The following is a 14,237-nucleotide window of genomic DNA, read 5'->3' on the forward strand; positions in this document are numbered from 1 at the left end:
GGACGCAAAAAAAGACGCGGTTTAGACTGCGTTTAGCGGGAAGAGGCAGAGGAGATAAAAGGTTAGCGGCTGTCGCGAATCGCGGTGCTCAACGGGGCGGCGTCCGGCGCAGCTTTTTTCTGCTGATGATGTTCAAAAGCGGCTGGCAGGATAAAAATCAGGCGGCTAAAGAGAATAATAAAGCTAATCAGTAAAACGATCCGGGTAAAGGAACTGGTTTTGGCACGTCTTCGGGAAGGGATGGCGCTGTTCACGCGAGCTGTTTCCTGTAATGACCCTGTTGGGCGATGGCAACATTTAGTCATATTGCTGCGTCAAAATCAATCAATGATAAAAAAAAGAGCAGGCTAAAAGGGCTGCGTGCGCAGCCCCGGCTTTACAGGCTGGCTTTTTGCGCCAGCAGCGTGGCGAAGCGGCAGCTGATACGGTTGCCCTGCTCGTCGCGCTTGTGAAGCTGGCCAACATGTTCGTTATATTTCAGGATGTGCCAGTTGCGGTAGTAGTGGCTCAGCTCGCCCGATTTAAAGGTAAAGGGAAACGCCAGCGGGCAGGGATAATCGTCAGTGCTCATCGCCGCGACAATCAGATTATGCCCGTCTCTTACCGTGCTCGCCTGCATATCGGCAATCAGTTGCGGAATGGTTTCCGGCTGCAGGAACATCATCACCACGGTGGAGAGCACGAAAGTGTAGCCGCCGTTAAAACGCGTCTGGTTGAGGTCGCGCTGCTCGGTATGGATAGTGGAAATTCCTTCCTGCACGGCGATTTGCTGAAGACGCGCCAGGCTGGCGGGGTTGTGATCCCAGGCGGTGACGTCAAAGCCGTTCTGACTCAGAAACAGGCTGTTGCGGCCGTTGCCGCAGCCGAGATCCAGCGCTTTGCCTGGATTCAGATGCGGCAGCGCCGCCAGCACTTCAGAGTGGGTCGGCGTCAGGCCATAGGTTTCGGCAAAATAGTTTTCTTTGATCATGGTTCGCTTTTAGCAGATGGGCGCAGGCGCCCATCTCCTCAGGCTTCTTCTTCCAGCATCAGCTTCCAGCCGGTGACCTCAGTCCAGTAGGTCTGCTCACGCTCCAGATCGAGCTGCACCAGATTATTCTGGCTGAAATAGCCCGCCGGGAACGTCAGCGTCCAGTGGCCGTCATCGGTGGTCAGCTTAAGCGAGTCGGGACGCGTCGTCGCCTGACGCTGATTGTTGAGTAAGGTGCCAAGGCGCAGCAGGAACAGCAGCGGCAGAAACTGTTTTTTCTTAAACAGCGTCACGCGCGGCAGATCCTCGACCTTGACGGCTTTGCGATGAAAGCGTACCAGCGCCGCCAGCAGCGTTTGCTGATCCTGGTTAAAGCCAGGCAAATTGGTGTTTTGCAGGATATAGGCGGAGTGGCGCTGCATGCCGCTGTGGTTGATGGTGAGGCCCACTTCATGCAGCATCGCCGCCCACCTCAGCAGCGCCGCCAGCTGCGGGTTCGCCAGCTTAGGATTTTGATCGCGCCACTGCAGATAGAGCTGATCGGTGGTATCCAGCACGCGACGTGCCTGGTCGTTATCAATCGCGTAGTGGTTCGCCAGGCTCTGCGCCGTTCGGCTGCGAATATCCTGATGGCGAAAGCGGCCCTCCATCTCGTAAAGCACGCCTTCGCGCAGCGCGCCGTCCGAGAGGCGCAGCTCGCGGATCGCCAGCGCATCGAACACGCCGCAGATAATCGCCAGACCCGGCACGAATACCGATTTACGCTCTTCAGAAAGACCCGGCAGGCTCAGCGCGCTGAAGGATTTATGCTTCATCACCTCGTCGTAAAGCCTGTCCAGCCGCTCCGGCGTGATCATCTTCTCTTTCTCGCCCATCGCCAGCAGCACTTCGCACGCCGCTTTAATGGTGCCCGATGCGCCAAGCGCGTACTGCCAGCCGTGCAGGCGATACTGCCACGCCAGCGTCTCCAGCTTTTGCGTCGCCGCCAGACGCGCGCGGCGGAAGTTTTCGCGGCTTATCTCGCCGTTTGGGAAGTAGAGCTGGGCGAAACTGACGCAGCCCATGCGGCGGCTCTCAACCAGCTGCGGTTCGAAGTTCTCGCCGATCACCAGTTCAGTCGATCCGCCGCCGATGTCGATCACCAGCTTGCGGCCTTTTTCCGGCTGGGTATGTTCGACGCCCATAAAAATCAGGCGCGCCTCTTCATGGCCGGAAATCACCTCGATAGGGTAGGGGATCACCTCGGCCGCGCGCTGCAGGAACTCTTCCGCATTCACCGCCTGACGCAGCGTGTGCGTGCCGACAATGGTGACGTTGCTGGGGCTAAAGCCCTGCAACCGCTCGGCAAACAGCGCCAGGCAGCTCAGCCCGCGTTCCATCGCCTCTTCGCTCAGGCGATTTTTGCTGTCGAGACCGTCAGCCAGATGCACGCGCTGCTTCAGACGGCCAAGCACCTGCATAGCGCCGTCGACCACGCGCGCGATGACCATATGAAAGCTGTTTGAGCCGAGATCGATTGCCGCAAACTCTTGCGGCCTCGGCGTACTTTTATGGGAAATGGGCATAGATTATTCAGGCTGTTCCAGTTTCTTGATGTAATCATAAATCGCCAGTTGAGAGCGGACCTTACGACGATTGCCGCGCGGAACATAGCGGTTCCCCAACTCTTTATCAACGATACGCGCTTTCACCGTATCACTAAACAGAATAGCGATAATGTCCAGAATGCGTTGCTTCACGCGTGGATCGAGGATCGATACCGCCACTTCGATGCGATGATCGATGTTGCGCGTCATCCAGTCAGCGGAGGAAAGGAAGACTTTTTTGTCACCGCCATTCTCGAAAATATAGACGCGATCGTGCTCAAGATAGCGGTCAACAATACTGATCACGCGGATATTTTCACTGATGCCGGGCAAGTCAGGGATCAGCGAGCACATGCCGCGCACCAGCAGATTTACCTTCACGCCAGCGCCCGACGCCGCGTAGAGGCGATCGACCAGACCGTTATCCACCAGGTTGTTAATTTTCAGCGTAATCCCACTCGGGCGACCCTGCTGCGCATTGGCGATTTCCGCATCAACCAGCTGATAGAGCATCTGGCGCGAGTTTTGCGGCGAAACCATCAGGTGCTCGAAGCTTACCGGGCGATAGGGGTTCTCGATAAAGTTAAACACCCGGCGCACTTCATTGGTGATGCGCGCATCGGCAGTCAGCAGCGAGTAGTCGGTATAGAGGCGCGCGGTTTTCTCATTGAAGTTGCCGGTGCCGATATGGGCGTAGCGCACCACTTCGTCGCCTTCCCGGCGCGAGATCAGGAACAGCTTGGCGTGGATTTTCAGGCCCGGTGCGGAGAAAATAACGTGCACGCCCGCTTCGGTTAAGCGCTTAGCCCACGAAATATTGGCCTCTTCGTCGAAGCGCGCCTGCAGCTCCACCACCACGGTAACTTTTTTGCCGTTATAGGCGGCGTGTATCATCGCATCCATGATGCGCGAGCGCTTCGCCACGCGATAGATGTTGATTTTAATCGCCAGCACGCTTGGGTCGAAGGAAGCCTGACGAAGTAGCTCCAGCACATGCTCAAAGGTGTGGTAGGGGTAGTAGAGCAGAATATCGCGGTCGCGAATGGCGTCGAAACCGTTGCGGAAGCCGTCAAAGCCGATGTGACGGATCTGCGGCAGCGGCCGGTTCACCAGGTTGCTTTTGCCGACGTCCGGGAAGCCGATAAAATCTTTGAAGTTATGGTAGCGGCCGCCTGGCACGATAGAGTCGTAGTTGGAGATGGTCAGCTTATTCCGCAGCAGCTCCACCATGGCGTCCGGCATATCGCGCTGATAGACGAAGCGCACCGGCTCGGCGGTCAGTCGCTGCTTCAGGCTGGAGGACATCAGCTCCAGCAGGCTCGACTCCATCTCCGTCACCAGATCGTATTCCGCGTCGCGCGTCATCTTCATCGAGTAGGCGTTCAGCGCATCGTAATCGAAGAAGCCTTTAAAGATATCGTCGAGACAGTAGCGCAGAATATTGTCCAGCAGAATCATTGGCTTGCGGCGGCGCGGCGATTCAGCCGGCAGGTTAACGAAGCGCGGCACCTTATCGGATGGGATCTCCAGCAGCGCATAGCGAATATCGTCGCCGCGAATGATCTCTACCGCCAGATAGGTGTAGTCATCCTTCAGGAATTCGGTGAGATCGGTGTCGTGATTAATCAGAATCGGCGTGATGTGCTGGCGTAACTCATGTTTGAAATAGTGGCGCAGCCACACCTGCTGATTGGCGGAAAGCTGACGTTCGTTAATCAAGAAGATTTGATTGCGCGCCAGCTCCAGCAGCAGTTCGTTATAGAGACCATCGAATTCCTGTTCCGACTTCATCACGCGCTGTTGAATTTTCTTCAGCAGATGGCGCGGCAGGCCCGGCGAACCCTGCTCCTCACCGATCAGGATGCGGCGTTTCAGATCGGCAAAGCGTACCTTGTAAAATTCATCAAGGTTATTGGAATAGATCCCCAGAAAACGCATACGTTCGATCAGCGGGTTGGTTTTATCGGCCGCTTCCTGTAAAACGCGCTCGTTGAAGGATAACCAGCTTAATTCTTTTTCTATATACAGCTTTTCCTGACCCATTCTGACTCCATATCGCGTTCGCAGGACTTAAAGAACCAGTGTCCATCATCATTATGGCGAGAGTATGGCAACCTTGTCCAACGTCAATAGTTGTCTTATCAACCAGCTACGGGCAACATAGCGGCTTAATACCGATCGCATTCAGAGCCGCATGAGCCTAAAGCATATTCCCGTCAACTTCAGCGACCGCCGTCGCCGCGCTATCGATCGCTTTACGCGGCGCATGGTCACCGCCTGCGGCATCGCTATTCTGCTGCTGATGCTGCTGCTCTTTTTCTGGTTAATCTGGGTGGTCCTGCCGCTGTTCGCCGCGCCGGGCCTTCATACCCAGGCCACACAGCAGCTGTGGGACAGTCAGCCGGCGCTGATAATCGGTAATCAGGGCGATCGGGGCTGGCGTATCGGACGCGACGGCACGGCGCGCTTTATTCCGCTGAACGGTCAGCCTGCCGAAACGCCGCTGATGCTGCGTCCGACGCCGCAGCAGGCGGTGAGCAGCGCCGATGGTCGCACGCTGTTGCTGAGCACGCAAAGCGGACTGCTGCTGCTGCAGCCTGCAGAGGGCGACTGGCGCTTTCCGCTTGGCGATACGCCTTTGAGCCTGCCTGGCGGCGCGGTGGAAACGATGGCGCTGGCGACACTGAATGAAAACCAATGGCGTATTGGCGTGCTGACCGAGCAGGGCCTCAGCGTCCTGACGCTGGCCTCTCAGCAGGCGCCGCGGTTGATCGATCTACCGCAGACGCATGCCGACCATTTGCTGCTCTCGCCGCAGGGCGATCTGCTTTATGCCAGCGAAGGCAATGTGCTGCGCGTCTGGCAGCTCGACGACGAGCGCGCGACCCTGCGCGAAACCTTAACCCTGGCGCAGCCGCCGCGCAGCCTGCATCTGCTGGCTGGCGGGCGGAGCCTGCTCATTCAGGATGAACGCGGCGTAACGCAGTGGTTTGCTATTACCGGCGCGGAAGGCGCGCGGCTGCATGAAATTCGCACCTTCGTCGGCAGCAGCCCGACCGCGGCTATCATCACGGAGCCGCAGCGCCGCGTTTTCGCCACCCTGGAACCTGACGGCGCGCTGAAGCTGTTCGCCAGCAAGCAGCCCGGCCCGATCCTGCAGCGACAGCTGGCACCTGGCGTTACGCGCGCGGCCTTCTCGCCGCGCGGCGACGCGCTGCTGCTGGAGCGTGCCGGAAGCTGGCAGGTATTGCGTATCGATAACCCCTGGCCGGACGTCAGCTGGCGCAGCTTCTGGCAAAAAATCTGGTACGAGAACTATCCCGCGCCGGACTGGGTCTGGCAGTCCACCAACGCCGCAGACAGCTATCAGGCTAAGTTCAGCCTGATGCCGATGGTCATCGGCACGCTGAAAGCGGCGGCGCTGTCGCTGCTGTTCGCCACGCCGCTGGCGCTGGCGGCCGCGATGTACACCGCCTGGTTTATGGCGCCGGGACTGCGCCGCTGGGTCAAGCCAGCGATTGAGATGATGGGCGCGCTGCCCAGCGTGGTGATCGGGCTTATCGCCGGACTCTGGCTGGCGCCGCATATCAGCCAGGCGCTGCTCGGGGTCTTGCTGCTGCCGCTGACGCTGGCGGCCACGCTGCTTATCTGCGGCGCGCTTAGCCGACATCTGCCGCCGCGCTGGCGTCAGCCGGGACGCGAGGTGATGCTGCTGCTCCCGCTGCTGCTGGTTGTGACGCTGGGCACGCTGATCGTCCCGACTTTTCTGATGCGCGACGCCGCAGAGTGGCTGCCGCACTACGAGCAGCGCAACCTGCTGGTGGCCGGGCTGGCGATGGGCTTCGCGCTGGTGCCGCTGATTTTCACCCTGTCGGAGGATGCGCTGTTCAGCGTACCTGCGGCGCTGGGGCAGGGATCGCTGGCGCTGGGCGCCACGCCGTGGCAAACCCTTACGCGCGTGGTGCTGCCGGGGGCGTCGCCGGGAATTTTTGCCGCGCTGATGATCGGCTTTGGCCGTGCGGTCGGCGAAACCATGATTGTGCTGATGGCCACCGGCAACACGCCGCAGAGTCAGGGCGGTCTCTTTTCCGGGCTGCGCGCGCTTTCCGCCAATATTGCCATCGAGATGCCGGAAGCCGCGGCAGGCAGCGCACACTACCGAATACTCTTCCTCAGCGCGCTGATGCTGCTGATCTTTACCCTGATCATCAACACGCTGGCCGAGCTGATCCGCCAGCGCCTGCGCCAGCGATACGGGCAGCATGAGGGCCAGGCATGAAGACGATGCGACAAAACGACCGCTGGCGCTGGCTGACCGCAGGCGCGGTCGCTGTCTGCCTGCTGGCCTTCACCCTGCTGATAGCGCTGCTGGCGTGGCAGGGCATGCGCGCCTTCTGGCCGCAGCGCGTCGACCTCTACCAGATGACGCAGCCGGAAGATCAGACCACGGCGCTGCTGGGCGAAACCCTGGAGCATCAGCCGCACTTTCCCGCGCCTGCGGCGAAAGATGAGGCGCTACCGTCGGTCAGCCAGGTTCACCGCTACCTGATCAAAACCGGCAACCGCGACTGGGACGCACCCGATTTCCGCGTAATCTATGCGCGCGAGGCGCTCGCGGTCAGCCAGCCGAAAGAGGTGATGGTGCTGCAGCGGCGTAGCGGCGGCAACGCCTACGGCTGGTTTGTCGGCCTGCGCGAAGATAATGAGGCGCTGACGGCGCGCAATCCCGACGCGCTCCTGCATCAGCGGTTGGGGCAGGTGCGTGAAATGCTGCATAAAATTAATCGCATTCGCCATGTCGAACTGACGCGGCTCAACGATCAACTGGCGGCGCTGGATGCGCGCGCCGATCGGCTGCGGCAGCAGCAGCAGTTTGATACGCGCGCGCTGTCGGAGTTTGAGGCGAACCAGGCGGCGTTGCAGCGGCGCTTCGCCCGCCTCAGCAGCCGGCTGGCCGACCTGCAGCGCGAGAGCCAGCGTGACGTGGTGATCCTGCGCGACGCACAACATCGCGAGCACGCCATTCCGCTGGCCCAGGTGGTCGAAGCCTGGCGTCCTAACGCCATGAACGCGCAGCAAAAACTGGCCCATACGCTGCGTCAGATCTGGCATTTCGTCAGCGATTCGCCCGCAGACGGCGAGAGCGACAGCGGCGCCTTTCCGGCGATTTTCGGCACCGTGCTGATGGTGCTGCTGATGTCGCTGGTGGTGATGCCGTTGGGCGTTATCGCCGCCATCTGGCTGCATGAATATGCCGGGCGCAACGCCCTGACGCGGCTGGTGCGCATTGCAGTGGTCAATCTGGCGGGCGTACCGTCGATCGTCTATGGCGTGTTCGGGCTGGGCTTTTTCGTCTGGCTGGCAGGCGGCACGCTCGATCAGCTCTTCTTTTCCCGCTCGTTGCCCAATCCCACCTTCGGCACGCCGGGGCTGCTGTGGGCGTCGCTGACGCTGGCGCTGCTGACGCTGCCGGTGGTGATCGTCGCCACCGAAGAGGGGCTGTCGCGCATCCCCGACTCGCTGCGCCAGGGCTCGCTGGCGCTGGGCGCCACCCAGGCGGAGACGCTATGGCATGTGGTGCTGCCAATGGCGCTGCCGGCGATGCTGACCGGCCTGATTCTGGCGGTGGCGCGCGCGGCGGGTGAGACCGCGCCGCTCATGCTGGTGGGGGTGGTGAAGATGGTGCCGGAACTGCCGGTCGACGCGGTCTTTCCCTGGCTGCATCTTGACCGCAAATTTATGCACCTCGGCTTTCAGATTTACGATCTCGCTTTTCAGAGCCCCAACGTCGAGGCGGATCGCCCGCTGGTCTACGCCACGGCGCTGCTGCTGGTGACAATTATTCTGTCGCTCAATCTGCTGGCGATGGCGCTGCGCCATCGGCTGCGCGAACGCTACCGGCTGATGACCCAATAAAAGATGATGACTATGATGCCCGATACCGAAACGGCGCTGACGCTAAACCACCTTTCGTTATGGTATGGCGAACGTCAGGCGCTGCATGATATTTCGCTGCGCATTCCCGAGAAGCGCATTACCGCGCTGATCGGGCCTTCCGGCTGCGGCAAATCGACGCTGCTGCGCTGCTTTAATCGCATGAACGACGTGGTAGACAGCTGCCGTATCGAAGGCGACATTCTGCTGGGCAGCCACGACATTATGCAGCCGGCGCAGGATCTTTCGGCGCTGCGCCGCCGCATCGGCATGGTGTTTCAGCGACCCAATCCCTTTCCTAAATCAATTTATGAAAATGTGGTGTACGGCCTGCGACTGCAGGGCGTGCGCGACAGGCGGGTACTGAACGAGGCGTGCGAACGTGCGCTGCGTGCCGCGGCGCTATGGGGCGAGGTAAAAGATCAGCTGGGGCAGAACGCGCTGACGCTCTCCAGCGGCCAGCAGCAGCGGCTGGTCATCGCTCGCGCCATCGCTATCGAACCGGAAGTGCTGCTGCTGGATGAGCCAACGTCGGCGCTCGATCCTATCTCAACGCTGGTGATTGAAGAGCTGATGGCCACGCTGAAGCAGCACTTCACGCTGGTGCTGGTCACCCATAATATGCAGCAGGCGTCGCGCGTCTCCGACTACACCGCCTTTATGCATCAGGGCGCGGTGGTGGAGTTCGATGAGACGGACCGCATCTTTACCTCGCCGGGCAACCGGCGCACCGAGGATTACATTACCGGGCGCTACGGCTGAGGTAGCGGTACTGGTTGTCACAGGCAGCTAACAAAGTTAAAACGTAGCTGGCATGGGCAGACGAGCAAAGCGTCCTGCGCCAGGGACAAAAACGCCGGGAGCGTTTTTGAACAGCGCAGAGCGCTGGCCCGTTTACGGGCGCACCTCAGGGAGGAGGTGCGTGTCCGCGCAGGACGAGCGCGTATAGATACCTTAAGCGGCTTTGCGATCGGTCCATGCCATCTACGTAAGCACGGACGAGTCAAACAGCGTTATGCCTTAGTCGCAGGCGTAGCCCTGCGGCGGCAGCGGCTGATTATCCAGCCAGGCCTTGCCCTCGCGCATCGCTAACCGACCTTCGACAAACCAGCTAATCACCAGCGGATAGATTGCATGCTCCTGATGCTGCACGCGCGCGGTAACCTCGTCTTCACTGTCGTCAGGGAAGACCGGCACGCGAGCCTGCAGTATCACCGGGCCGCCATCCAGCTCGTCGGTGACGAAATGCACCGATGTGCCGTGCTCGGCGTCGCCGTTCGCCAGCGCCTGACGATGGGTGTGCAGGCCAGGGTACTTCGGCAGCAGGGAAGGATGAATATTGAGCAGGCGATCCTGATAATGCGCGACAAAGGCGCTGCTCAGGATGCGCATATAGCCCGCCAGCACCACCAGATCCGGCGCGTAGGCGTCGATCTCCCGCATCAGCTGACGATCGAAGGCTTCGCGATCGGGAAAATCGCCCGCCGCCAGCGCATGGGTAGGCACGCCCGCGTCGCGCGCGCGCGTCAGGCCGTAAGCGGTCGCTTTATTACTGAAAACGGCAGCGACGCTGCCGTTAATCCGCCCGCTTGCGCAGGCGTCGAGGATGGACTGAAGATTACTTCCGTTACCGGAGATCAGTACAACCAGCTTTTTCATGCGTTGATAACCACGCGCTCTTCCGCATCTGACGCCTTAATGACGCCGATCTTCCAGGCTTTCTCGCCCGCGGCGCGCATCAGCTCTACCGCCTTGTCGGCTTCAGCGGCGCTCAGGGCGATCACCATGCCGACGCCGCAGTTAAAGGTGCGGTACATCTCATGACGGCTGACGTTGCCCGCCTGCTGCAGCCAGTCAAAGACCGCGGGCCACTCCCAGCTCTTCTCGTCGATCACCGCCTGGGTGTGATCCGGCAGCACGCGCGGGATATTTTCCCAGAAGCCGCCGCCGGTCAGATGGGCAATCGCATGCACATCGACCTGCTCGATCAGGCTAAGAATATTTTTCACATAGATGCGGGTCGGTTCCAGCAGGTGATCCGCCAGCGGGCGGCCATCCAGCTGTTTGGTCAGCGGATCGGTCTGGCTTACCTCCAGGATTTTACGCACCAGCGAATAGCCGTTGGAGTGCGGGCCGCTGGAGCCCAGCGCAATCAGCACGTCGCCGTCCTGCACTTTTGAGCCGTCGATAATGTCAGATTTCTCAACTACGCCGACGCAGAATCCCGCCACGTCGTAATCTTCGCCGTGGTACATGCCCGGCATTTCAGCGGTTTCGCCGCCTACCAGCGCGCAGCCAGACTGCAGACAGCCCTCGGCGATGCCGGTGATAACGGCAGAAGCGGTCTCGACGTCCAGCTTGCCGGTGGCGTAATAGTCGAGGAAAAACAGCGGCTCTGCGCCCTGAACCACCAGATCGTTCACGCACATGGCGACCAGATCGATGCCGATAGCGTCATGGCGCTTCAGATCCATCGCCAGACGCAGCTTAGTGCCGACGCCGTCGGTTCCGGAGACCAGTACCGGCTCGCGATATTTCTGCGGCAGCGCGCAAAGGGCGCCGAAACCGCCCAGCCCACCCATAACTTCCGGGCGGCGGGTCTTTTTCACTACGCCTTTAATACGATCAACCAGAGCATTACCAGCATCGATATCAACGCCGGCGTCTTTGTAGCTGAGAGAGGTCTTGTCGGTCACTGCGGAATCCCCACGCGATTGCGGTTGGTGGTTAACAAAAAGCGCGCCAATTCTAACAGCGCAGGCAAACGTTTGCGAGCCCCATCGCCTGGTCAAATTGCGCGCCGGACGATTTTCATCAATCCTTGAATAACGGATCAAAACTTCGCCTCTTTGCGCAACGACATATGGCGCGCTTGCGAAAAGGCGGTATAATCCCGCGATTTTTTTTAGCTCAACTCATTCCGGGAGAACACCAATGAAGATCGTGGAAGTCAAACACCCGCTGGTCAAACATAAACTGGGCTTGATGCGTGAGCACGATATCAGTACCAAGCGCTTCCGCGAGCTGGCCTCGGAAGTTGGCAGCCTGCTGACCTACGAAGCCACCGCCGACCTGGAAACCGAGCGCGTTACCATCGAAGGCTGGAACGGCCCGGTGGAAATCGATCAAATCAAAGGTAAAAAAATCACCGTGGTGCCGATTCTGCGCGCCGGCCTGGGGATGATGGAAGGGGTGCTGGAGCATGTGCCAAGCGCGCGCATCAGCGTGGTCGGGGTCTACCGCGACGAAGAGACGCTGGAGCCGGTGCCGTACTTCCAGAAGCTGGTCTCCAATATCGAAGAGCGCCTGGCGCTGGTGGTCGATCCGATGCTGGCCACGGGCGGCTCCATGATCGCCACTATCGATCTGCTGAAAAAAGCGGGCTGCAGCAGCATCAAGGTGCTGGTGCTGGTCGCCGCGCCGGAAGGCATCGCCGCGCTGGAGAAGGCGCATCCGGACGTTGAGCTCTACACCGCGTCGGTCGACCACGGACTGAATGAAAAGGGGTATATCATTCCGGGGCTGGGCGATGCCGGCGACAAGATTTTCGGAACCAAGTAACTGAATCAGCCGACCAGAGAGTCGGCTTTTTTTTGGCAAAATAAAACCGCTTTAAGGGGATAAATGATGACTCGTCGCGCCATTGGCGTCAGCGAACGCCCGCCGCTACTGCAAACGATACCGCTCAGCCTGCAACATCTGTTCGCCATGTTCGGCGCAACGGTGCTGGTGCCGATCCTGTTTCATATCAACCCGGCGACGGTGCTGCTGTTCAACGGCGTCGGCACGCTGCTCTATCTTTTTATCTGCAAAGGCAAAATTCCCGCCTACCTCGGCTCCAGCTTCGCCTTTATCTCGCCGGTGCTGCTGCTCTTGCCGCTCGGCTATGAGCTGGCGCTGGGCGGCTTTATCCTGTGCGGCGTGCTGTTCTGCATCGTGGCGCTGATTGTGAAAAAGGCTGGCATCGGCTGGATCGACGTGATGTTTCCGCCGGCGGCGATGGGCGCGATCGTGGCGGTTATCGGTCTGGAGCTGGCGGGCGTGGCGGCCAATATGGCGGGGCTGCTGCCAGCGGAAGGTGCCAGCCCTGACAGCACCACCATCACTATCTCGCTGGTGACGCTGGGCGTGACGGTGTTTGGCTCGGTGCTGTTCCGCGGCTTCCTCGCCATTATCCCTATTCTGGTGGGCGTGGTGGCAGGCTACGCGCTCTCGTTCGCTATGGGCATCGTCGACTGGACGCCGGTCTACAACGCGCCCTGGTTTGCGCTGCCGACTTTCTATACGCCACGCTTCGAGTGGGCGGCGATGCTCACTATTCTGCCCGCCGCGCTGGTGGTGATCGCCGAGCATGTTGGTCATCTGGTGGTGACCGCCAACATTGTGAAAAAAGATCTGATCCGCGATCCCGGCCTGCATCGCTCAATGTTCGCTAACGGCCTTTCCACCGTGATTTCCGGCTTTTTCGGCTCGACGCCCAACACCACCTATGGCGAAAACATCGGCGTAATGGCCATTACCCGCGTCTACAGCACCTGGGTGATCGGGGGCGCGGCGATCATCGCCATCCTGCTGTCGTGCGTCGGCAAGCTGGCGGCGGCGATTCAGGCGATCCCGGTGCCGGTCATGGGCGGCGTGTCGCTGCTGCTCTATGGCGTTATCGGCGCGTCAGGTATCCGCGTGCTGATCGAATCCAAAGTGGATTACAGCAAGGCGCAAAACCTGATCCTCACCTCGGTTATCCTCATCATCGGCGTCAGCGGAGCGAAAGTGCACATCGGCGCCGCGGAGCTGAAGGGCATGGCGCTGGCGACGCTGGTCGGCGTGCTGCTGGCGCTGATCTTCCGTGTTATTTCGCTGTTGCGCCCGGAAGAAGTGGTGCTGGACGCCGAAGAGAAGAGCGGTCACTAAGCTCCGTAAGGGCAGGGATGCCCGTTATCCTCACCTGGCGAAAACTGTGGTAGACTTGCCCCGTTTTTTGCCTGTTCCTTTTGAGGTGCTTCTGAACACGCCGGCACAACTGTCATTGCCACTTTACTTACCGGACGACGAGACGTTCGCCAGCTTCTGGCCGGGGGAGAATCCGTCGCTTATTGCCGCGCTGAAAGGCGCCCTCAGTCAGCAACACGGCAGCTATCTCTATTTCTGGTCGCGCGAAGGCGGTGGCCGCAGCCATCTGTTGCATGCGGCGTGCGCGGAGATGTCGGCGCGCGGCGAAGCGGTTGGCTATGTGCCGCTGGATAAACGCACCTGGTTTGTGCCGGACGTGCTGGACGGCATGGAGCATCTGGCGCTGGTCTGCATCGATAATATTGAGTGCATCGCTGGCGAAGAGGCGTGGGAAATGGCGATCTTCGATCTCTATAATCGCATCCTGGAAACCGGCAAAACCCGGCTCTTTATCACCGGCGATCGGCCGCCGCGCCAGCTCAATCTCAACCTGCCCGATCTGGCGTCGCGTCTCGACTGGGGGCAGATCTATCGTCTGCAGCCGTTGAGCGACGAAGATAAGCTGCAGGCGCTGCAGCTGCGCGCCGGTATGCGGGGCTTTGAGCTGCCGGAAGATGTCGGCCGTTTCCTGCTGAAACGCCTCGATCGCGAGATGCGCACGCTGTTCGATACGCTGGATCGCCTCGATCACGCCTCGATCAGCGCACAGCGCAAGCTCACCATTCCTTTCGTAAAAGAGACGCTCGGGCTTTAATGTATTTTCTCTCTATTTTTGGAAGAACCGCAGAACAGATGCC

Annotated in this window: 12 protein-coding genes; 6 read left to right on the plus strand and 6 right to left on the minus strand. The window is 60.0% G+C overall.

What is annotated here, in order from left to right; all coding sequences use genetic code 11:
* Window positions 1-62: 62 nt before the first annotated feature.
* The 4 genes from ACR6A7_RS14565 to ppk1 all read right to left on the minus strand — a co-directional run bounded on the left by ACR6A7_RS14565 (window position 63) and on the right by ppk1 (window position 4,599).
* Window positions 63-254, minus strand: coding sequence for a YfgG family protein (locus tag ACR6A7_RS14565; protein WP_033753871.1), 192 nt, complete (start codon window positions 252-254; stop codon window positions 63-65).
* A 122-nt stretch (window positions 255-376) separates the two neighbouring features.
* A complete protein-coding gene (gene tehB / locus ACR6A7_RS14570; RefSeq protein WP_434125639.1) occupies window positions 377-970 on the minus strand; it encodes a tellurite resistance methyltransferase TehB in 594 nt (197 codons plus the stop codon).
* A gap of 38 nt (window positions 971-1,008) precedes the next feature.
* Window positions 1,009-2,535, minus strand: a complete 1,527-nt coding sequence (gene ppx / locus ACR6A7_RS14575) for an exopolyphosphatase (RefSeq protein ID WP_434125641.1) — start codon at window positions 2,533-2,535, stop codon at window positions 1,009-1,011.
* A gap of 3 nt (window positions 2,536-2,538) precedes the next feature.
* Window positions 2,539-4,599, minus strand: coding sequence for a polyphosphate kinase 1 (gene ppk1, locus ACR6A7_RS14580; RefSeq protein WP_434125642.1), 2,061 nt, complete (start codon window positions 4,597-4,599; stop codon window positions 2,539-2,541).
* Between the two features lie 151 nt (window positions 4,600-4,750).
* On the opposite strand from ppk1, the gene ACR6A7_RS14585 reads away from it, so the two are divergent.
* From ACR6A7_RS14585 to pstB, 3 genes are read left to right on the plus strand one after another with little or no spacing between them, the layout of a single operon-like run.
* Window positions 4,751-6,835, plus strand: a complete 2,085-nt coding sequence (locus tag ACR6A7_RS14585; RefSeq protein WP_434125643.1) for an ABC transporter permease subunit — start codon at window positions 4,751-4,753, stop codon at window positions 6,833-6,835.
* Window positions 6,832-8,472 (plus strand): phosphate ABC transporter permease PstA, encoded by a 1,641-nt coding sequence (gene pstA / locus ACR6A7_RS14590; RefSeq protein WP_434125645.1) that lies wholly within the window; start codon window positions 6,832-6,834, stop codon window positions 8,470-8,472. Before ACR6A7_RS14585 ends, pstA begins: the two co-directional genes overlap by 4 nt.
* Before the next feature lie 12 nt (window positions 8,473-8,484).
* Window positions 8,485-9,252, plus strand: coding sequence for a phosphate ABC transporter ATP-binding protein PstB (pstB, locus tag ACR6A7_RS14595; RefSeq protein ID WP_434125728.1), 768 nt, complete (start codon window positions 8,485-8,487; stop codon window positions 9,250-9,252).
* 258 nt (window positions 9,253-9,510) lie between these two features.
* On the opposite strand, the gene purN is transcribed toward pstB, so the two are convergent.
* Together purN and purM are read right to left on the minus strand one after the other, a co-directional pair.
* A complete protein-coding gene (gene purN, locus ACR6A7_RS14600; protein ID WP_434125647.1) occupies window positions 9,511-10,149 on the minus strand; it encodes a phosphoribosylglycinamide formyltransferase in 639 nt (212 codons plus the stop codon).
* Window positions 10,146-11,186, minus strand: coding sequence for a phosphoribosylformylglycinamidine cyclo-ligase (purM, locus tag ACR6A7_RS14605; protein ID WP_434125649.1), 1,041 nt, complete (start codon window positions 11,184-11,186; stop codon window positions 10,146-10,148). Before purM ends, purN begins: the two co-directional genes overlap by 4 nt.
* Window positions 11,187-11,424: 238 nt before the next feature.
* Here purM and upp point away from each other — a divergent pair, with 238 nt between their 5' ends.
* From upp to hda, 3 genes are all read left to right on the plus strand, one after another.
* The gene (gene upp, locus ACR6A7_RS14610; RefSeq protein WP_081138348.1) at window positions 11,425-12,051 is read left to right on the plus strand and encodes a uracil phosphoribosyltransferase; all 627 of its coding nucleotides are present in this window, start codon (window positions 11,425-11,427) and stop codon (window positions 12,049-12,051) included.
* 66 nt (window positions 12,052-12,117) lie between these two features.
* A complete protein-coding gene (gene uraA, locus ACR6A7_RS14615; protein ID WP_434125730.1) occupies window positions 12,118-13,401 on the plus strand; it encodes a uracil permease in 1,284 nt (427 codons plus the stop codon).
* 91 nt (window positions 13,402-13,492) lie between these two features.
* The gene (hda, locus tag ACR6A7_RS14620; RefSeq protein WP_239670403.1) at window positions 13,493-14,194 is read left to right on the plus strand and encodes a DnaA inactivator Hda; all 702 of its coding nucleotides are present in this window, start codon (window positions 13,493-13,495) and stop codon (window positions 14,192-14,194) included.
* Window positions 14,195-14,237 lie beyond the last annotated feature (43 nt).

The organism is Pantoea phyllosphaerae (genome assembly GCF_051025595.1).
In the GTDB taxonomy this organism is placed as follows: domain Bacteria; phylum Pseudomonadota; class Gammaproteobacteria; order Enterobacterales; family Enterobacteriaceae; genus Pantoea.

Excerpts from the sequence above, each read along its gene's own strand:
- purN (WP_434125647.1), bottom strand. The coding sequence starts at position 10,149 with ATGAAAAAGCTGGTTGTACTGATCTCCGGTAACGGAAGTAATCTTCAG.
- ppx (WP_434125641.1), bottom strand. The coding sequence starts at position 2,535 with ATGCCCATTTCCCATAAAAGTACGCCGAGGCCGCAAGAGTTTGCGGCA.
- uraA (WP_434125730.1), top strand. The coding sequence starts at position 12,118 with ATGACTCGTCGCGCCATTGGCGTCAGCGAACGCCCGCCGCTACTGCAA.
- upp (WP_081138348.1), top strand. The coding sequence starts at position 11,425 with ATGAAGATCGTGGAAGTCAAACACCCGCTGGTCAAACATAAACTGGGC.
- pstB (WP_434125728.1), top strand. The coding sequence starts at position 8,485 with ATGATGCCCGATACCGAAACGGCGCTGACGCTAAACCACCTTTCGTTA.
- pstA (WP_434125645.1), top strand. The coding sequence starts at position 6,832 with ATGAAGACGATGCGACAAAACGACCGCTGGCGCTGGCTGACCGCAGGC.
- ppk1 (WP_434125642.1), bottom strand. The coding sequence starts at position 4,599 with ATGGGTCAGGAAAAGCTGTATATAGAAAAAGAATTAAGCTGGTTATCC.
- tehB (WP_434125639.1), bottom strand. The coding sequence starts at position 970 with ATGATCAAAGAAAACTATTTTGCCGAAACCTATGGCCTGACGCCGACC.
- ACR6A7_RS14585 (WP_434125643.1), top strand. The coding sequence starts at position 4,751 with ATGAGCCTAAAGCATATTCCCGTCAACTTCAGCGACCGCCGTCGCCGC.